Here is a 16,648-nt window from a genome sequence, read left to right as displayed (position 1 = left end):
ATGTCACGGCCGGTTCAGGTGGACGCGATAGCGATCCGCCCCGAATCGGCCGTGTCTACTAGATTCGGTTGGAAAGGAGGGGTTATTTTGCCCAATAAAATCAGGGAGCCTCTTAATCGATTATCCCAACATGCGGTGAAAATATGGATCATAAACGAGATAATCGGGAGCGTTATCGCTTTCCTGGTGCTCGGGGTACTGTTCTATCTGGATGCCCGTTTTTCCTGGGTGTTCTGGGTGGGATGGATTCTGATAGGCTCCGCGGTTCTGGCGGTGCTGCTCACACTGTGGTCCGTATTTATCCACCCATTCCTTCTGTACGCAAGATGGCGTTATGAGGTATCGGAACAATTTTTGCAGTTAAAATACGGGGCTTTTACGGTAACGAATGAGCTGGTTCCCATGACCAAAATTCAATCGGTAGCGACCAAGCAGGGCCCGCTGCATAGAAGGTACGGCGTCTGCTCGGTTACGGTCAAAACGATGGGCTCCTCCCATACGATTCCCATGCTGGACCATGATGTGGCCAAAGCGTTAAGAAATCAAATCGCCCGTTATGCCAAGCTGAAAGAGGTGGACGAATGAGCCGGGCCAAACGTTATCATCCTTTGGTTATGCTGCTCGGAATCTGGAACCTGGGGAAGAATACGGTCTATTTCTTTTTCTTCTTGTTTGTGCTCAAGGCGGGCTCGGACACGGCCTGGGTGAAATACGGGAGGCTCGCTCTGTTCGCCGCCGCCGGTATCGGCTTATTGTCCATCGGTTGGAGTTGGCTGACCCGCCGGTATCAGCTCGATGATACTTCATTCCGTTTAGAGTCAGGGGTCTTCGTCAAATCGAAAAAGGTCATTCCGTTCGCCAAAATTCAAAATACTAACCGCCATACGACGCTGTTTCACCGGATTTTCAAGGTGACGGCCATCCGGTTTGAAACCGGGATGGAGGGAGATGACGCGGCCGTGGAATTTCGCGTCATCTCTTATGCGGAAGCGGACCGCTTGGAGAAGCGGGTCGCCGGTTTGGCTCGGCCGGAGGAAGATTCAGACGCAGCGGACGGGAGAGAAGAACAGGTGGCCGCGGAAGCCGCGGCGCGGACGGCATCCCCGGATTCCACACGTTCCCCGGAAGGGCCGCGGACTCCGAAACCCGAACGGATGCTGCACTTCAGTCCGACGCGGAAGGACTTGATCAAAGCTTCATTCACTTCGCTAAGCTTTCTTGTTCTGATTCCGGTGCTTTTTTCGCTTTACTCCAAGGCCGAGGATTTTATCGATCTTGAAGACACGGCTCAGGGCCTGCTCGCCATGCTGATGAGTTCCTGGTGGCTGGCGGCTGCGGTAATCGTATTGTTGTCCGGCGTTTCCGTCGCTTTAGGGATCGCCGTGACTTTTTACAAATACGGTAAATTTGAAATTTCCTCGGACGAGGAGCGGATTTATATCGCCAAGGGAATGGTTGAGACGACAGTGTTCTCAATCGCGAAGGAGAAGGTCCAGGGGGTGGAAATCACCCAATCCCTGATGAAACGCCTGCTTGGCTTGGCGGAGGTACGGCTGATTACGGCCGGCGGAGCGGGGGATGAGGAGCGGGAAGTGAACTCGCTGTATCCCTTCCTGCCGGTGCAGCGGGCCTACTGTCTGATAGCGGAAATGCTGCCTGCTTATGAGATCTCCCCCGAGATGAGCCCTCTACCCCGCCGCTCCTGGGGAACAAGTATGTTCAAATACGGCTGGTTTTGGGCTGCGGCTACGCTGGTTCTGCTTTGCTATTCTCCGCCGGTTCCCGGGTGGATGTCTTTTGTGGATTGGTGGATGATTACGGCGGGACTGTTCATCTGGACGCTGGTATGGAGTTTACTGAATCATTGGAATACCGCTTATGCGATTCATGGTCACTTTCTGCAGTTTCGGACCGGGGGGCTAACTTCCCGGCTGTTTATCAGCAAAAGGGAAAAAATGATCGAGGTCAAGGTGACGCGGAATGTCCTGCAGCGCTGGCTGGGGCTGGCGTCCGTCCATCTTGTAAACCGGGCCCGCCCGGTCCTCCACCAGAAGCTTTCCGACGTTCCCGCCGATTGGGGGCAGTCGTTTTACGCGTGGTATGCGGAGAGGACGAGGGAGGTCCGAATTCAGGAGGACTCGGTTTAGGCCGTCGGTTTTACGGCTTGAGGTCGCCTGGTTATTGCCCGTTAGACATTCGGGCTCCCGCCGCACCTTTGTAAATGGCCGGAACACATAGCAGGGAAACCGCCATAACGGCTGTGATCGCGATGATTTGAGATAGGGCTAACCCGGATGAGAAACGGTGGAGCACCGGATTAAACCACTCAAACACGCGCGAGAGAATCCAGTATTTGGAAAACATCTGTGACCCGGGAGGTAAGACACTTACGCCTATGAAGCCGCCGGCTCCGAAAAAGGTCGCGATCGAAGTCACCAGAATGACCGGCTGGAGCACCCGGTAATTTTTCAACCATAATGCGATCAGCATGCCGAATACGCTGCACGCGATCATCACCGGAATCATAAATAGATAAACCTGCAGCAAATTCACGAGGTGAATCTTCATCCGGAAAACGGATACCGCCAGCAGCAAAGGCGGAATGGAGCAGAGCCATGTCACGGTCAAGGAGGCGAGGATGTTGCCGATTCCCGCGGTCCATAGCGGCAGCGGAGTCAAAAAAATCTCCTTGCGGGTCCGGTTCTCATGCTCGAAGGCAAACAAGTTGGCGGCGGTCAGAGCGGCTCCCAAAAACAGAGACAGGAGCACGCAGCTTCCGGCGATAAACGAAACGCGCCAAACATCCTCGGCCTTTTCGGTTTTCAACTGCGGGGTGAACAGCAGCTCGTTGCGGGCCTTCAGTTCATCCAGCAGACTGTGCTCCAGCCGGAGCCTGACATTCTTCATCATATCGGTGTTTACGTTATAGGTTTCAATGCTGACTTCCCGGGTTACTGCGTAATCCTGGGGGATTCGAATCAGCATTTGTAGCCTGCCTTCCCGCACAAGCGCTCTGGCACTGTCCAGGTCGGTTTCAACGATACGGTAGTAAGGCGTAATGTTGGAACGGCTCTGTTCGATGCTGGCTTGCAGCGTTTGCGACGAAGGATCTCGGGACTCGTTAATGAGCCCGATCGGCCATTGATCTCCCCCGGCTCCCATAATGACCGCGGTTAAAAACATGACGATCACGGGCAGAAAGAGGGGGGCGGCCAACAGTTGCTTTTGCCTGCCGAGCAGCTTTAAATTACGCAAATACGTTCCCCATATGGCGTACAACTTTTTCTTCATAAACGGGTTACCTCCTCATTGGCCCTGAGAATAGGACAGGCTTTTTTTCATTCGGTAGCTGGAAAGCCATGCGAAAAAGGCGGAAAGGATCAGGAGGGGCAGTAATCCATCAAATGCGTACCCCGATCCGGACTCGAGAAAAGTTCGCCTCATATGCTCAACGGCCTGGGAAACCGGGATCATGTCCGCCAGACGCCACAGCACTTCAACCGGCCCGCCATAGGCGAATCCGCGCAAGGAGGATTCATTGCCGCAGACCAGGTAAAGAAAGATGCCGGTGACGGCGGAGAAGGTAATCAGCGGCATCGATTTCCGCAGCCAGACGCCGAGCGCGGCTCCCAGCGAACCCCCGAACAGAAACAGAATAAAGATCCAAAACCAGAGAACCGGGTCCATCCGGTGGAGTGGGAAGTCCAGCGTTGCCCCCATGATGCCCAGGACCAGCAGCACGCTCGCCATCGTCTGGACAAAGGCGGTGATCCATTTGCCGCTAATCAAGGAAAGGAAGCCCACGGAAGTGAGAATGACTTCTTTGCTCGTACGCTCCTCCCATTCTCTTGATATCAAAAGACCGGTGTTAACCATGGAGGCGTAGATCGCTGTAAACATGAGAAGGCCAAGAGAAACATAAAGCTTCATGGATACATCGCGGGGAAAACGGCTGTACGCTTCGTCAACGTGGATCAGGTTGAGCGGAGCGTTCTCCTGCTGAAAAAGATAGGCGGCATGGTCCAGGCGAAGCTGAAAGTTCTTGGTGGCATCGGAGTTCAGGTTGTGAACATGCAATTCCACTTGCGGCCTTGAGCGGCCTTGGGCTCCAGCGCTCAGTTCGGCGTCGAAGTCGGCGGGGATGACAATCATGGCCGCAGCCTCGCCCCGCCCATACCGCTCTTTGGCCTCGCGCGGATCGGTCGTATCCACCGTAAAATAAGGGCCGTCTACGGAACTCATCTCCGTCAAAATGGAGATCAGCTTCTGGCTGTAAGGCCCTTGGGATTCCCGCGCGATGACGACCGGATTGGTGGCGGATACTTGTGTAATGAGCGAGTACAGCAAAACGAATACGACGGGAACGATAATGCCGAGTAGCAGCAGGGAGGGGTTCCTCCAAGTGATGGTCATGTCTTTGCGGACCATAGCGCGAATTCCTTGCAGCATGGCAGTTTCCTCCTTATTAGTTCCTCAAATTACGCCCCGTATAATGCAGGAACACATCATTCAGCGTGGGCTCCTTCAGCTGAAAAGTCACGATTCCATACTGCCCGGAGGGAAATGCCTGCAAAAGCTCAAGTGCAACGGCTTTATTCGGTACCTGAGCGACCGCTTTGTTATCCGTAACCGAGAAAACGGTCGGCAGCCGCCGTTCGCAGGCGGTTTCCGCCAGGTGCGCCGCCTGCTCCGGCGTCGCAAAGCACAGCTCCAATTCGAGGTTCATCATGTCTGTTTTCAACTGCTCCGGCGAACCGGCCGCCGAGATGACGCCTTTGTCAATGATGACGATGCGATCCGCCAGTTCGTCCGCTTCCTCCATGTAATTTGTTGTCAGGAAAATGGTTCTGCCTTCTTCGGAGGCAAGGGATTTGATCTGGTTCCAGATCGAGTTTCTGGACTGGACGTCGACGCCCAAGGTAGGCTCGTCGAGGAGGATCAGATCCGGAGAAGTCAACAGCGCGCGGGCCAGCGCCAACCTTCTTTGCATACCGCCGGAAAAGGTGCCGACTCTGTCTTTTTGACGGTCGCTTAAACCGACCAGATCCAGCATTTTCGCGATGCTCGGCTGCCACTCGGCTTTGGGCAGACCGTAATACTGCGCATGAAAAAGCAGATTCTCCCTGGCGGTAAGATCGTTGTATAGCGCGGTTTCCTGAGGGACGACGGCCAGCCGGCTTCGGACGTGCCGGGCATCCTTTTGCGGATTCATATCGAACACGCGAACATCGCCCCCGGTCGGTCCGCCTAACCCGTTAATAAGATTGATGCAGGTCGTTTTGCCGGAACCGTTCGGGCCCAGCAGACAAAAAATCTCCCCCTTCTTTACTTCGATGGAAAGCTCGCGTAAAGCATAGAAACGCTCCTGCTTCTTTCGGGGATAAGAGACCTCCACCCGATTCATTTTGATGACATTCATCTCATACACCTCTTTAATTTATTAAGTACTCACTAAGTGAAATAACCAAAAAAACAGAATTTCAGAGGATGGCTTTTAAAAATTGTTTAACCGTCGCGGTGATATATAGGACATGCTCTTGTTTATCTTTGGCATTTCGCCCGAAGAGAAGAAAGTACATCACGAAGGACGTGTGCATATTGCGGACGGCCAGGTGCAATTCCGGGGATTGGGGGATCCCCTTTTCGGTCAAAAGACGGACGAGCGGCTTCATGCCCGCTTCAACCAGTTGAACCAAACGCTGGTGAATGGCGGGATTGCGCTGAGCCTCGCCAAAAAACATGACGATCAGCTCGGATTTGGCATGCAGCGTATCCAGTAATTTCGTGAAATAAGCAAAAAGAAGCTCTTCCAGCGAGTTCCCCGTTGGGAAGTCCCGGATGGCCTTTTCCAAATCGTTGTTCAGGGTATGCTTGTCAATGACCGCCCATAGCAATTCTTCTTTGGATGAGAAATAATGATAGATCAATCCGTCCGTAACCCCGGCTTCCTTCGCGATATCTTTCGTTGTACTCGCTCCGAAACCCTTGGCCGAGAAAACGCGGAGGGCGGAATCGATCAAACGGTTCTTCGTTTCGGCGGCTTTTTGCTGCTTCAAGTTTAGGGTCATGTATATTCGCCCCTCCATTTCACTTAGTGATTACTTAATAAAATAAAACTTTCAGAAAAATTTGTCAACTCTTAGTCACGTTGTCCGTTCGGGGTTACCGCTAAAGCTACTAGAACCGACGCTTATTTGGCTTGCCACTTGAGGCTTTGGGGGAAAACATCAAGATTTTGCTGGTCCATCCGGCCAAGCTCCATCGCAACACAAGGAGAACCGAATATTTAGCTGGAAAACCTCCCGCTAATTTAACCCGCATAGCCGGAAGCCCGCAATTAACGGGAAAACCTCCAGCTAATCTCCGGTGAAGAGGCAGACTCGCCCCTTTTGGGCGGAAATAGCTGGAGAAATTCCAGCTAAATTGCCCCCTGAGGACGTTATGAGCCAAATTAACGGGAGAAATTCCCGTTAATGGGTTGGACTTTCGAAAGCGCGGTCCGTCGTATAGGGAATCGTTCCACCCCAATACGAAGAGCGCCCTGGGCCTGGGTCCGCGACGTTTATTTGGCTCCTCCAACGGCAACGCCCCAGGCTTCCGCAACGGAAACGGGTGATTTCCGGCTCGTCTCTCCGCCGCCTTCCGCGGTCCAGAGGGGAGGGTAATAAGCGAAAACCTGCCCTTCCTCGAGGCGTTCCATATCGGCTTGCCAGCCTTTCCAGCGGAAGGTCTGATAGAACAAATCCAAATCGCCCTCCGCGAGCCAGGCCAGGAAACCGGAATATTGCAGGTCGGTTGATTCCCATTCCAGCGTATCCGGCGCGAAATAATAGATAAGCCCGCTTCGTCCGAATTTGTCCGTATCCAGCGCAAAAAAGCCTCCGGCCGCATCATAAGCGACCACCAGCAAGCCGTCCTCGGGCGTGACTACTGATGGTTCCGACCCCAGTCCATTCCAGGAGCTCAGACTGCCGAAAATACCCGGACCGCCCGCTCCAAGCAGCGTAATCCAACCTTCGTCCCACCGGATGCCTCCCGTCTCGTAAGCCACCGCTCCCAGATAGGACTTTGTACTCACTTGCAAGTTGTATAATGTGTCTTTCGCCGATTCCCGCACGGCGGGAGCGATGATATATGGATTTTTGCCCTGGCGCAGCAGCTCAAGGATCTCCTCCCATGCGTGGTTTTCCCGATCCACCAACGCTTCCGCCGAAAAACTGAACATGCTCATCCCTGCCTTTCTGAATACTTTGTACCTACCGCTTCCTAGCTTTTCCAGTGTATCATAAAAAGATAGGCCTATGGAGTGGGACTCTTAAGGCAGAGGGGAGGTAAATTGTGGAGGAGTTGAAAGCTGCTTTGCAGCGTTTCTTGGAGCAGCAGGATCTTTACAATGCGGAGTTTGGGTTGTTCGAAGAGCATGAGATCCGTCTCCGCCCCGAGCCGGTTCACTGTGAAATCGACGAGCGGATTCCGGTTTCTCCGGAGCTTATGTATTTATACAGCCATTACGAAATGAGAGACTCGAAGGCGGAAGGGACACAGAAGCTGAGGAATGCCGCCGTTGAGATCGGGGATGCCGCCGTGCTGTTTTTTGCCGCGCCGGAGCATTTGCACCGTCAACAGTTGGGCTATCGCTGGATCGGTCAGAACGAGCCCTACCGGGAATCCGAAACCTGGCCGCGTCAGCACGTGGTCATCGCCAATTTCAATGACGACCCGTTGATTGTCGATACTTCTGTGCCGGTTTCTCCGGTATATGCAGGAGTAGCCGGGGGACGACCGGAATGCGTCGCGTCCTCGCTGGGAGATTTGTTCCTGGCGCTGGCGATTTTGATCGAGGGGGCGCGTGATTTTGGCGGAGAAGTCATAGACGAGGAAACCTATGAGACCAAACCGGCTTATTTGGAGCGAATAGAACCGCCACTGCGGGCATTGCTGGGAATGGAGCGTGCGGAACACCTCTGCGAGTTCTTATCGTTTAAGTAAATCGCAACGTCGAGTCACGATACATAAGGAGATTGATACGATGAGTTGGTTGAATCAAGAAATCGCGGAGCGGTGGCGGACGGAAGGGAAACGCTACGCTTCCGACATCAACGAATATGTCCGGGTCGGCATGGAAACCGGCTGGCCGGAAGATCTCAAGCCGCCGGAGGAGGACCAGCGGCGCAGCTTCGCGGGAGAGATCCTCGACATGATTCGCGGCGCCAATCGGGCCGGGGAGACGAAACGCCTGCGGGAGGAAATTCCGCCGGCATCCTGGCCGATTACCTCCGAATTTCAAGAGCGGCTCCAGCCGGTCAAACCGCTGGCTTTTTTGCGGGACGGCAGCTTGCTGGTGCATGTCGGCGGCCAGCGGGAACGGGGCACGCTTTATGTAGCCCGGGAGGAGGGCCTTAGCGCAGTGTCCGGCACGTGCTTCGCCGGAGGCTCGCGGGACGGCGAATACGTCGCTCTGGTCGATGAGGAAGGCATTCGCGTGGTTCATGGCATGACCGCCGATACGGAAGGCGAACGCGTAGCCGTCTACCTTTGGAAAGAGGTACAGGGCAAGCTGAAGGCGGCGATTCCGGGTCTGGAATCCCTGGCCGATGAAGCGCATCCCGAGAACGTGATGGACGAGGTGATTCCTTTTGACGCGGGGAAGAAACTGCTGCTCGTTTGCGGGTACGGCGTTTACTTGTTGGACAGCGAGGGGAAGGCCGAGCTGCTCTATCCCGAACTCCCGGACCTCATCGAATATGAAGCGGAAGATACCATTGAGGATATGGTTCACGGGGACGTCTCGCCCGATGGCCGGTGGCTGGCTTACGGCACGCAGGGAAGCACGCATATGCTGAAGGATTTGCAGAGCGGGGAGGTTTATGCTTTCGAACCGGCGTCCAGCTACCCGCACTTTGCCCGTTTTTCAAAGGATGGCCGTGAAGTGTGGTACAATGCCTGCCACTTTTATAACGGGGCGACGATGAAGGTACCGTTTGCGGAGTATGGACCGGAGCGGCTAGGCGGCGGGGAGACGGAGTGGCCTTTGACGAACGAAGAGATGCGGGTCTACGCGGGCGTGTCTTTGAAGCAAGGCTTTATTCTCGGGGACGCCTACGGCTATCTCAAGTTGATCGACGGCGATGGCCGGGAGATTTGGCGGTATTTCGTAGGCAGTACGATCTTCGGAATGACGGTAACCGTGGACGATAAGATGCTGGCCGTCGGCACGTACGGGGGCATGCTCCATCTGCTGGACCTGGACAGCGGACGAAAGAGCGAATACAGCATCGGAACGGCCGATATTCTGGAAACGGACCGCTGGATGCTGTGGCGGGGCCAGGAGCCGCTGCGCTGGTAATTCATACAATAAAAAAAGAGAATGATGGTTTTCTATTTTAGAATTGGCACGTAAATTTTGCGGAAAGCAAGCTGCATACCCTTGTTGAATCGGCGATTTAATGTGTTTAATCCATTAGAGCGCCGATTTTTTTGTTTAATCGCAAATACCTTCTGCATAGGAAAGCGGGTTGATATACTTGAGACATCAAGCCTTGGAAAGGAGGTGATGAAGATGAGTACCATTCATATGCTGACCGGTATTCCGGGCAGTGGCAAAAGCCACTATGCGAAAGAATGCTGCAAACGGGAAAGAGCCGTGCTGGTGGCGACGGATGCGATCCGGGAAAGGCTGTTCGGGAGCGAAACCCGGCAAAAAAACACCTACCGCATTTTTGACGAAGCCTTTGCCGAGATCGAACGGGCGCTGGCGTCCGGGAGAAACGTCGTGTTTGACGCGACGAACGTAGCGAGGGACCGGCGGATGCAGTTTGTAAAGCGATTCAAGGAGGTTCCGGTGGAATGCCATATTTTTACCACGCCTTACGAGCTGGCCCGCGAACGGGTGCAGCAGCGAAAACGCAAAATTGAGGACCGGGTGCTGGAGAAGTACGCAAAGAACTTCGAGTTTCCCGTGTTAGCCGAAGGTTTCGACAAGCTGCACCTCGTTCGTACGCCCGCGGAAACCGGGCTGGAGAGGGCCGAGCTGGAACAACTGCTTGCGCGAAAACCGGGGCATGACGAGCTGTTTGCTTATTTGCGCAGTTCTCCCTATTTTAACGTAATGCTGGGTTATGACCAGGAGAATCCCTATCATTCCAAAACGTTGTCCGAGCATACTCAGGCCGTGCTGGAATATGTCGATGCTTTTTACGAAGGGGAATACCTGCTGGAAATGCAGCTGGCCGCCTTGTTTCATGACGCGGGCAAACCGTTTTGCAAGGTCTGGAAACCGAACCGGGGCTATTTCTCGTATTTTGGACACGAGCATGTATCCGCGGCGATCGCCTGCCACGTTCTGAAGGAACTCGGGTACGAGGACGATTTTATTTTGCATGTGGTCGATTTGGTGAGCTTCCATATGGAGATTCTGCACGGCGGAGACGCCGGAGCGTCAAAGATCTATCATTTGCTCGGCGACCGGATGCTGGCGGAGCTGTATTTCTTCGCCGAAGCGGACACGTTCGGCAAATAGAGGAGGTGATGAGATGAAAGTGAAATATCCGAAGACGATGCACCTGCCGTGGTCCAGAAGCTATACCGACGATGACAAGATTCTGCGGAATACGGAGCATTTTGCGGGGCGGGAGGTCGTTATTACCGAAAAAATGGACGGAGAAAACACGACGATGTATCGCGATTTTATCCACGCCAGATCGCTGGACAGCAAAGACCACCCTTCACGTCATTATGTGAAGACACTCCACGGCGGCATCAAATATTTGATCCCGGAAGGATACCGGCTGTGCGGGGAAAACGTGTTTGCGAAGCACTCGCTGTCCTATACGAATCTGCCCGGATACTATATGCTCTTCTCGGTATGGGATAACCGCAACATTTGCCTGTCTTGGGATGAGACGGTAGTCTGGGCGGAGAAGCTGGGAATTCCGACGGTTCCGGTGCTGTATCGCGGGATCTGGAGCGAGGAAGCCGCCAAGGCGTGCTACACGAAGCAATCCCAATGCGGCGGGGAACAGGAGGGGTACGTGGTCCGGCTGGCCTCCGAATTTCCTTACGAGGAATTCAAGCGCTCGGTCGCCAAATTTGTCCGGAAGAATCATGTGCAAACCGACGAGCATTGGCTCAGTAAACCCGTTGAAGCGAATGGACTGGCTTCGTCTTAAACCGGGAGGGTCCGTTTTCCGGCGAGCGAGACTAGTTACTTTTTATTGAATTTGGATGAGGAGGGATTATCATGTAAGGCTCCATTTAAACAACCAACATACATAAGAAATGATGAATTTATACTTACTTATTCACAAAAACAAACACGGAGGTGGTTGCCGTGAACACGGGGATTGCGATTTACGATACGGAGGGGATTACCGCGCGGGAGGCTATGGACATCGGCGTGTCTTTTTTCGAGATGATCGGCGTCAGCGTAAACTCCGCCACTTATTATAGGCTTTTAAGCGACGGGGACCATGAAGGGGATCATGATTTGTTCGAGGTTTCTCCGGACCGGCTGAAAGAGATGGTGCTGCGCGGCGATTGCGAGGCGTACTGGCTTTACCATGAGCGACAAGGATCGGTCCCCTGGCATGCGGCCTTTAGCCGGCAAACCGGGGAGTTCGGCGGCTTTCCCCATCTGACGGCGTTTTGCGAATTTCCCCTTGAAGAAGTTTACGCTCCGCTGAAAACATGGCTCGAAAATTTGGCGAAGCGATTCCCCCGCTTTTCTTACGGGATCATTTACAGCGCCGAAAAGATGACCGACGCTTATTTATACGCGGCGGGAAATGGAGGGGCGGCCGTGTATCCGTATGAGAACCGCTTTGCGTTCAACAAGGAAACGCCCGGTTTATACGGAGGAAAGGGGCGGTATTCCGGGGAGATGCTCCGGATGGTGTACCCTGGCAACCTGGTAAACCGCCGGCATCTGCAGATCGATATCGGCGGGGTCAAGCTGGGGGAATGGATCGTTAGCCGCCGTGAGCACGGAAAGCTGACGGAGCTCGGGAACGATTTTTGGCTGTGGGAGTTGGACGTGGAGCAACTCGACGCGGTCAACCAGGCATGCGGGGAAGCCGGAATATCGGTGGCCTGGAAGCCCGTCGTTCCGAAGAAGCCGAAGCGTAAGCTGCCGTGAACAGGTGGGGGGGCTGGCTGGTATCCGACGGCTTGGTTTCTATTAACGGGAATTCCTCCCGTTATTTTGGTGCCTATACGGCTGCGGAGGCGATTTAGCTGGAAAACCTCCCGCTATTCCGCCTGAAATTGTGCAGATCGGCCATTGAGCCGCGAAATAGATGGAGCTTTTCCAGTTAAATTCGATTCAAGGGCCAAGAGCGGTAGATTAGCGGGAGGTTTTCCCGTTAATCAATATTGTCTGATGGGTGCTAGTGCCCCATCTGACAACCTTGATTAGAATTCCTGCATATTTGCATGTTTTTTTCCTGTTCGGAACAAAAATTTCAAAATTCCTGCAATTCTGCAGGAAATTTCGAGGAAACCGACTCGTCTCACTAAAATCGCTAAAAATACCTGCATATTTGCATGTTTTGGAGTTGAAAGTGCGCTCGGCACCTTGACCGCCGTGGGCCCAATACGATTTGGATGTATGTGGGCGCGAGACTGTGTACTAATCGAGTATGGGGAACTAGGATCGTTTCATGCACATTAGAGACTCTTGACACCTCGGGCTGAACCTGAACTTAACAAAATTTAGCAAAACAAAATCATCATTTGGAGGAATGAAAAATTATGAGCGAAGAAGTAGTGACAACCGGATGGGATGCGATTGAAGAACAAATGACCAGGCTGTACGGGGCGCAGGAGCCCAAGCATTACGGCACGGCGATCCCCTATATGCTGGGGGGAAAGGATCCGCTGGACGGCCTCAGCGCTTACAAGGCGGATAAGCCGTCCCCGCACTGGCACATCGTGACGTTCGGATTTTCCGAGCTTTACGAGAAAGAATCGGAAGATTCCGATTACAGCGGCTATGGATTTGAGCTTACTTTTCGGGTGGCGCGCAAGGAAGACGAGGAAGAGCCTCCAATATGGGCGCTGAATCTGTTGCAAAATATGGGACGGTATGTGTTTAACAGCGGGAATATTTTCGCGGCCGGCGATTATTTGGACGCCAATGGGCCGATCTGCCTGGGGGCCGATACACTGCTGACCGCCCTGGCCTTTATGGAAGATCCCGAACTGCCTGCCGTACATACCCCGAATGGACGGGTTGAATTTCTGCAGATGGTCGGGATTACGGAGGATGAGCTGGAGGCGATGAAGACATGGAGCACGCTGAGCGTATTGGAGGCCAGCCGGGCGGCGCTCCCGGGATATATCACCGACTTGTCGCGCGATTCCCTGCTGCAAATTCCCGCTGTAAACGAAGCGGTTCAGCAAGGGATCGAGCGGGACGGTTCAAGCACCGGCTTTTTGTTCGTGGATCAATTGGCCTGGGCGCCCGGCAAGAATCGTCTGCTCAGCAAGACGCCGGCCGTGCTCACTTTGGGAGCCAAGCAGGCTCCGACGGTAGGCAAACTATTGCGCGGCCGGCTTCTGAAAGGCAAGGACTTGACCCTGGCCAGTCATGATTTGCGGGTGGTCCTGAAGCCGGGAGAAGAAACCGGCTACGAGGCGGGCGAAGATGAAGTGCGGTTGACGCTGGATGCGGCGGCCGCGGACGAACTGTCGCGTACCCTGCAGCCAAGGGAAGAGACGTTGCGGATTTCAGCTTATAAAGGATTGGTCATTCAAATTGAGAAAACCCATATCAAAGATCAGGATGGCAATGTGGTATCCACGATCGGATAAGCGGGAGAAGAAGGGGCGGGAGTAACGTCATGAAAACGCGCAGCGGAGGGAGAGCGCAGTTGAAGGTGGTCTGTCTGGCGGAGGAACCGATAGAGCAACTGCCCTATACCGCCGCAGCACCCGGAAGCCAAGGGGTGTCCTACGAATATTTGCCGGTTTACCTGGGGGAGATGCTCGGACTTCCGGACGAGGTGGATGCGCTGATCGTGGCTTCGGATCTCCAAGGGATGGCAGGGCACGGGCCGCTAGAGGGACGTTCCTCCCGACTGATTGGCGAGGAGTTGCCGGAACTGCTGGCCTTGCTGCTGGAGAACTGTCTCCCCCGGTTCAGCCCCGAACGGGTCGTCGCGCTCCTGTGCGGTGACCTGTACGGCGATCCGGGCCAAAGAGGCTCCAGCGGCGACCCGCTTCCGGTCTGGGAGGCGTTCCATCGGCAGTTTGGCACCGTGCTTGGCGTAGCGGGCAATCACGATTTGTTTACGGCGGAGGGGAGCGCCAAGCTCGAGGCTGCCCCGGGCGTGGATTTCTATGCCGAGCCGAAGACGGCTCCGCACCGTGGGCTTGTCGTTGGCGGTTTGGGCGGCGTGACCGGAAGGGCGGGCAAGCCGAACCGGAGGCCCGAAGCGGACTACTTGAACGCGCTGAGAAATCTGCTTCGCCGCGGTCCGGATGTGCTGCTGCTGCATCAGGGGCCGGACGTGCCGGCACTGGGGCTGCCCGGTCATCCGGGAATCCGGCGGGAGCTTGAAGCCGCGCCGTCTCTGCTGGTCTGCTGCGGACATGTCCATTGGGAGCGGCCCTTGGCGGAGCTCGGCAACGGTACGCAGGTCATCAATGCCGACGGGCGGGTATTGGTCTTTACGGCGGCGGAATAAAGTTTGGCCGGATTTATGGCGGAGAGGGGACAGTTATGTACAAGATCAAGGATAAAGGGAAGTTCGAAACTTTGCCGGAAATGGCGTTATTCATCTACAAAGGGGATGTGGCGGCGGTAGAGACGATGCTGGCGGATGGATGGAATATAGAAGAGAAGATGAAGTTGGGGACCCATATCAAGTTATCCTCCCTGGATCTGGCCCTGATTATGGATCGGCTCGAGATTGTGAAGTTGCTGGTGCGGCACGGTGCGGAGTTGAACGAACCGGGAAATCCGGCCTTTCTGCTGGCGGTCCGGTACGGCCGGGAGGAGACTGTCCGCTTCGTCCGGGAGCAGGGGGCCCGAATCGACTTGGTGAACCATGTCGGCTCGGGGGCTTATCAGGAAGCCTACTACGGAAAGTCCGGCCATATTCCGCTGATCCGCGAGCTGGGGCTCGACCTACGGGAGCACGGGGGTAAAACGCTGCGCACTGCCGTTTCCGACCATAAGTTGAACATCGTCGAATATTTGCTGGACCACGGGGTCGATATCAATTACAACGAACCGGACATGGTGTACCCTTACCGGGCGACCCCGTTGACCGTTGCGGCCAGAAACGGAGACATGGCCATGGTCCGCTATCTGGTCGAGCGCGGGGCGGATGTTACTCTGGCCGAAAAGGACGGGGAGCGGCCGTATACGATCGCGGTAGCGGCGAAAAACCGCGAAATGGCGGAGTATCTCAAAGCGCTGGAACCGCCGGAGTTTCATAAGCGGAGCAACAAGCTGCATGCGCTCAAAAGCTATCATCTTCCGGCGGAGCTGGTGGCCTTTTTGAGCGGGGATGAGCTTCGCCTTACTTTGCCGGATAACGAATACGATGTGAATTATATCGATTTCTTCAGCCTGACCGACACGATCGAAATGAAGCTCGGCCGTAAAAAGCTGCTGCGTCTGTCCGCCGAGATGGACAATTACAGCGATATCCTTCTCGTCTGGCATCCCGGCTCCAAAATGATCGGTTACTATGACGTGGAGCATCAGGAATACGCGCCGCTGGCGAAATATGCGGAATTTATGGCGAACCCCGGAGTTTATGTGGGGCAAATCTTTGAGTGAACGGGAGGCGTAAGGCGATGGATGCCAAGGCCAAAAAAATATTGCTGAACACCTACTGGAGCTCCGGCCGCTGGAGAGCGGGCGGTCCGCTCTGTACGGATGAAGATTTCGAGTATGCGAAGAGCAAAGGCGTTATGTTCGACCCGGTGACGATCTCGCATGACGAGTGCATTCGCCGGCTCCGGGAGCTGCACGAGAAGTCGATTACAAAGGATAAAGTGGTACGCGCCTTCCTGCACAGTCTTTCCACGCGCAAGGTTTACTTACGAAGTGCCCTTTCCAGCTATGCTTTAACGTACGACTTGCCTTTACATACCTACACGGAACAGCCGGCCGAACAGCCGAGTTACTCCGCTTGCAGCGCTTGCAACGACAGAAGGCTGATGGCGAACGAACAATATATCAATCAGGACTGGAACGTCCTAAATTTTGAACGCGTGAAATGGGGAGGCGTCCGTTTAAACTGGCTGATCTATTGCCTAATGGATTTAGAGTTGCTTGCCGGACAGGAAGAGGAATTGGCGGTCAGCGCGGAGGACGTGACGATTCTTAAGCGCATGTTTGAATCGGTGGAAGCCTGCGGCGATAAAGAAGCGGCCCGGCAATTGGAGAAACGCTGGAAGGATGTTTTTCCGTCCAATGGCGACGAACGGGATTCTGTGATGGAAATCTGGGGATACGCCGGGCTGCTGCAGTCCGGAGACGACTACCGGAAGGAACGGGGCCGCGGCACCGACTTTAACTCGATGGCCACTTGGAGAGGGGAAGACGGTTATTCCAGAGAAAAGGCGGAGTTCTATTTCGGGGCGTATCTGTAAGGATGGCTGAGAACGGCCGTGTGTTTTAGGAAGGGAGAGGTCG

At 54.6% G+C, this 16,648-nt stretch carries 16 protein-coding genes; 11 read left to right on the top strand and 5 right to left on the bottom strand.

All coding sequences use genetic code 11. From position 1 onward, the window contains the following. Positions 1 to 87 precede the first annotated feature (87 nt). Entirely contained in the window at positions 88 to 585 is a 498-nt protein-coding gene (locus V4U84_RS19260; RefSeq protein WP_334077767.1) for a PH domain-containing protein, read from the top strand. After that, on the top strand, positions 582 to 2,147 hold the full coding sequence (locus tag V4U84_RS19255) for a PH domain-containing protein (protein WP_334077766.1): 1,566 nt from the start codon (positions 582 to 584) through the stop codon (positions 2,145 to 2,147). Before V4U84_RS19260 ends, V4U84_RS19255 begins: the two co-directional genes overlap by 4 nt. 31 nt (positions 2,148 to 2,178) lie before the next feature. Here V4U84_RS19255 and V4U84_RS19250 read toward each other — a convergent pair whose 3' ends face one another. From V4U84_RS19250 to V4U84_RS19230, 5 genes are all read right to left on the bottom strand, one after another. Continuing rightward, the gene (locus tag V4U84_RS19250; RefSeq protein WP_334077765.1) at positions 2,179 to 3,291 is read right to left on the bottom strand and encodes an ABC transporter permease; all 1,113 of its coding nucleotides are present in this window, start codon (positions 3,289 to 3,291) and stop codon (positions 2,179 to 2,181) included. A gap of 15 nt (positions 3,292 to 3,306) precedes the next feature. Beyond that, positions 3,307 to 4,449, bottom strand: a complete 1,143-nt coding sequence (locus tag V4U84_RS19245; protein ID WP_334077764.1) for an ABC transporter permease — start codon at positions 4,447 to 4,449, stop codon at positions 3,307 to 3,309. 16 nt (positions 4,450 to 4,465) lie between these two features. Beyond that, positions 4,466 to 5,419, bottom strand: a complete 954-nt coding sequence (locus tag V4U84_RS19240; protein WP_334077763.1) for an ABC transporter ATP-binding protein — start codon at positions 5,417 to 5,419, stop codon at positions 4,466 to 4,468. A 61-nt stretch (positions 5,420 to 5,480) separates the two neighbouring features. Continuing rightward, the gene (locus V4U84_RS19235) at positions 5,481 to 6,068 is read right to left on the bottom strand and encodes a TetR/AcrR family transcriptional regulator (RefSeq protein WP_334077762.1); all 588 of its coding nucleotides are present in this window, start codon (positions 6,066 to 6,068) and stop codon (positions 5,481 to 5,483) included. Positions 6,069 to 6,562: 494 nt separating this feature from the next. Continuing rightward, positions 6,563 to 7,225 (bottom strand): DUF2625 family protein, encoded by a 663-nt coding sequence (locus V4U84_RS19230; protein WP_334077761.1) that lies wholly within the window; start codon positions 7,223 to 7,225, stop codon positions 6,563 to 6,565. Between the two features lie 113 nt (positions 7,226 to 7,338). On the opposite strand from V4U84_RS19230, the gene V4U84_RS19225 reads away from it, so the two are divergent. From V4U84_RS19225 to V4U84_RS19185, 9 genes are all read left to right on the top strand, one after another. Further along, complete coding sequence (locus V4U84_RS19225; RefSeq protein ID WP_334077760.1) at positions 7,339 to 7,989, top strand: hypothetical protein; 651 nt, start codon at positions 7,339 to 7,341, stop codon at positions 7,987 to 7,989. A gap of 40 nt (positions 7,990 to 8,029) precedes the next feature. Next, positions 8,030 to 9,346, top strand: a complete 1,317-nt coding sequence (locus V4U84_RS19220; protein ID WP_334077759.1) for a WD40 repeat domain-containing protein — start codon at positions 8,030 to 8,032, stop codon at positions 9,344 to 9,346. 213 nt (positions 9,347 to 9,559) lie between these two features. After that, the gene (locus V4U84_RS19215) at positions 9,560 to 10,519 is read left to right on the top strand and encodes an AAA family ATPase (RefSeq protein WP_334077758.1); all 960 of its coding nucleotides are present in this window, start codon (positions 9,560 to 9,562) and stop codon (positions 10,517 to 10,519) included. A 13-nt stretch (positions 10,520 to 10,532) separates the two neighbouring features. Further along, positions 10,533 to 11,168: an RNA ligase family protein gene (locus V4U84_RS19210; protein ID WP_334075822.1), complete on the top strand. Its 636-nt coding sequence runs from the start codon at positions 10,533 to 10,535 to the stop codon at positions 11,166 to 11,168. A gap of 161 nt (positions 11,169 to 11,329) precedes the next feature. Then, a complete protein-coding gene (locus V4U84_RS19205) occupies positions 11,330 to 12,133 on the top strand; it encodes a hypothetical protein (RefSeq protein ID WP_334077757.1) in 804 nt (267 codons plus the stop codon). A 614-nt stretch (positions 12,134 to 12,747) separates the two neighbouring features. Further along, positions 12,748 to 13,809: a suppressor of fused domain protein gene (locus tag V4U84_RS19200; RefSeq protein WP_334077756.1), complete on the top strand. Its 1,062-nt coding sequence runs from the start codon at positions 12,748 to 12,750 to the stop codon at positions 13,807 to 13,809. A gap of 29 nt (positions 13,810 to 13,838) precedes the next feature. Further along, entirely contained in the window at positions 13,839 to 14,684 is an 846-nt protein-coding gene (locus tag V4U84_RS19195; RefSeq protein ID WP_334077755.1) for a metallophosphoesterase family protein, read from the top strand. A 35-nt stretch (positions 14,685 to 14,719) separates the two neighbouring features. Continuing rightward, positions 14,720 to 15,787, top strand: coding sequence for an ankyrin repeat domain-containing protein (locus V4U84_RS19190; protein WP_334077754.1), 1,068 nt, complete (start codon positions 14,720 to 14,722; stop codon positions 15,785 to 15,787). Between the two features lie 17 nt (positions 15,788 to 15,804). Beyond that, positions 15,805 to 16,605: a hypothetical protein gene (locus V4U84_RS19185; RefSeq protein WP_334075817.1), complete on the top strand. Its 801-nt coding sequence runs from the start codon at positions 15,805 to 15,807 to the stop codon at positions 16,603 to 16,605. The last annotated feature ends 43 nt before the right edge of the window (positions 16,606 to 16,648 follow it).

This window comes from Paenibacillus sanfengchensis, from assembly GCF_036864765.1.
GTDB lineage: Bacteria > Bacillota > Bacilli > Paenibacillales > Paenibacillaceae > Fontibacillus > Fontibacillus sanfengchensis.
The sequence above is the reverse complement of the archived record's forward strand: the minus strand, read 5'-3'. Positions and strand labels throughout refer to the sequence as shown.

Excerpts from the sequence above, each read along its gene's own strand:
- V4U84_RS19255 (WP_334077766.1), top strand. The coding sequence starts at position 582 with ATGAGCCGGGCCAAACGTTATCATCCTTTGGTTATGCTGCTCGGAATC.
- V4U84_RS19250 (WP_334077765.1), bottom strand. The coding sequence starts at position 3,291 with ATGAAGAAAAAGTTGTACGCCATATGGGGAACGTATTTGCGTAATTTA.
- V4U84_RS19245 (WP_334077764.1), bottom strand. The coding sequence starts at position 4,449 with ATGCTGCAAGGAATTCGCGCTATGGTCCGCAAAGACATGACCATCACT.
- V4U84_RS19240 (WP_334077763.1), bottom strand. The coding sequence starts at position 5,419 with ATGAATGTCATCAAAATGAATCGGGTGGAGGTCTCTTATCCCCGAAAG.
- V4U84_RS19235 (WP_334077762.1), bottom strand. The coding sequence starts at position 6,068 with ATGACCCTAAACTTGAAGCAGCAAAAAGCCGCCGAAACGAAGAACCGT.
- V4U84_RS19230 (WP_334077761.1), bottom strand. The coding sequence starts at position 7,225 with ATGTTCAGTTTTTCGGCGGAAGCGTTGGTGGATCGGGAAAACCACGCA.
- V4U84_RS19220 (WP_334077759.1), top strand. The coding sequence starts at position 8,030 with ATGAGTTGGTTGAATCAAGAAATCGCGGAGCGGTGGCGGACGGAAGGG.
- V4U84_RS19215 (WP_334077758.1), top strand. The coding sequence starts at position 9,560 with ATGAGTACCATTCATATGCTGACCGGTATTCCGGGCAGTGGCAAAAGC.
- V4U84_RS19210 (WP_334075822.1), top strand. The coding sequence starts at position 10,533 with ATGAAAGTGAAATATCCGAAGACGATGCACCTGCCGTGGTCCAGAAGC.
- V4U84_RS19200 (WP_334077756.1), top strand. The coding sequence starts at position 12,748 with ATGAGCGAAGAAGTAGTGACAACCGGATGGGATGCGATTGAAGAACAA.
- V4U84_RS19195 (WP_334077755.1), top strand. The coding sequence starts at position 13,839 with ATGAAAACGCGCAGCGGAGGGAGAGCGCAGTTGAAGGTGGTCTGTCTG.
- V4U84_RS19190 (WP_334077754.1), top strand. The coding sequence starts at position 14,720 with ATGTACAAGATCAAGGATAAAGGGAAGTTCGAAACTTTGCCGGAAATG.
- V4U84_RS19185 (WP_334075817.1), top strand. The coding sequence starts at position 15,805 with ATGGATGCCAAGGCCAAAAAAATATTGCTGAACACCTACTGGAGCTCC.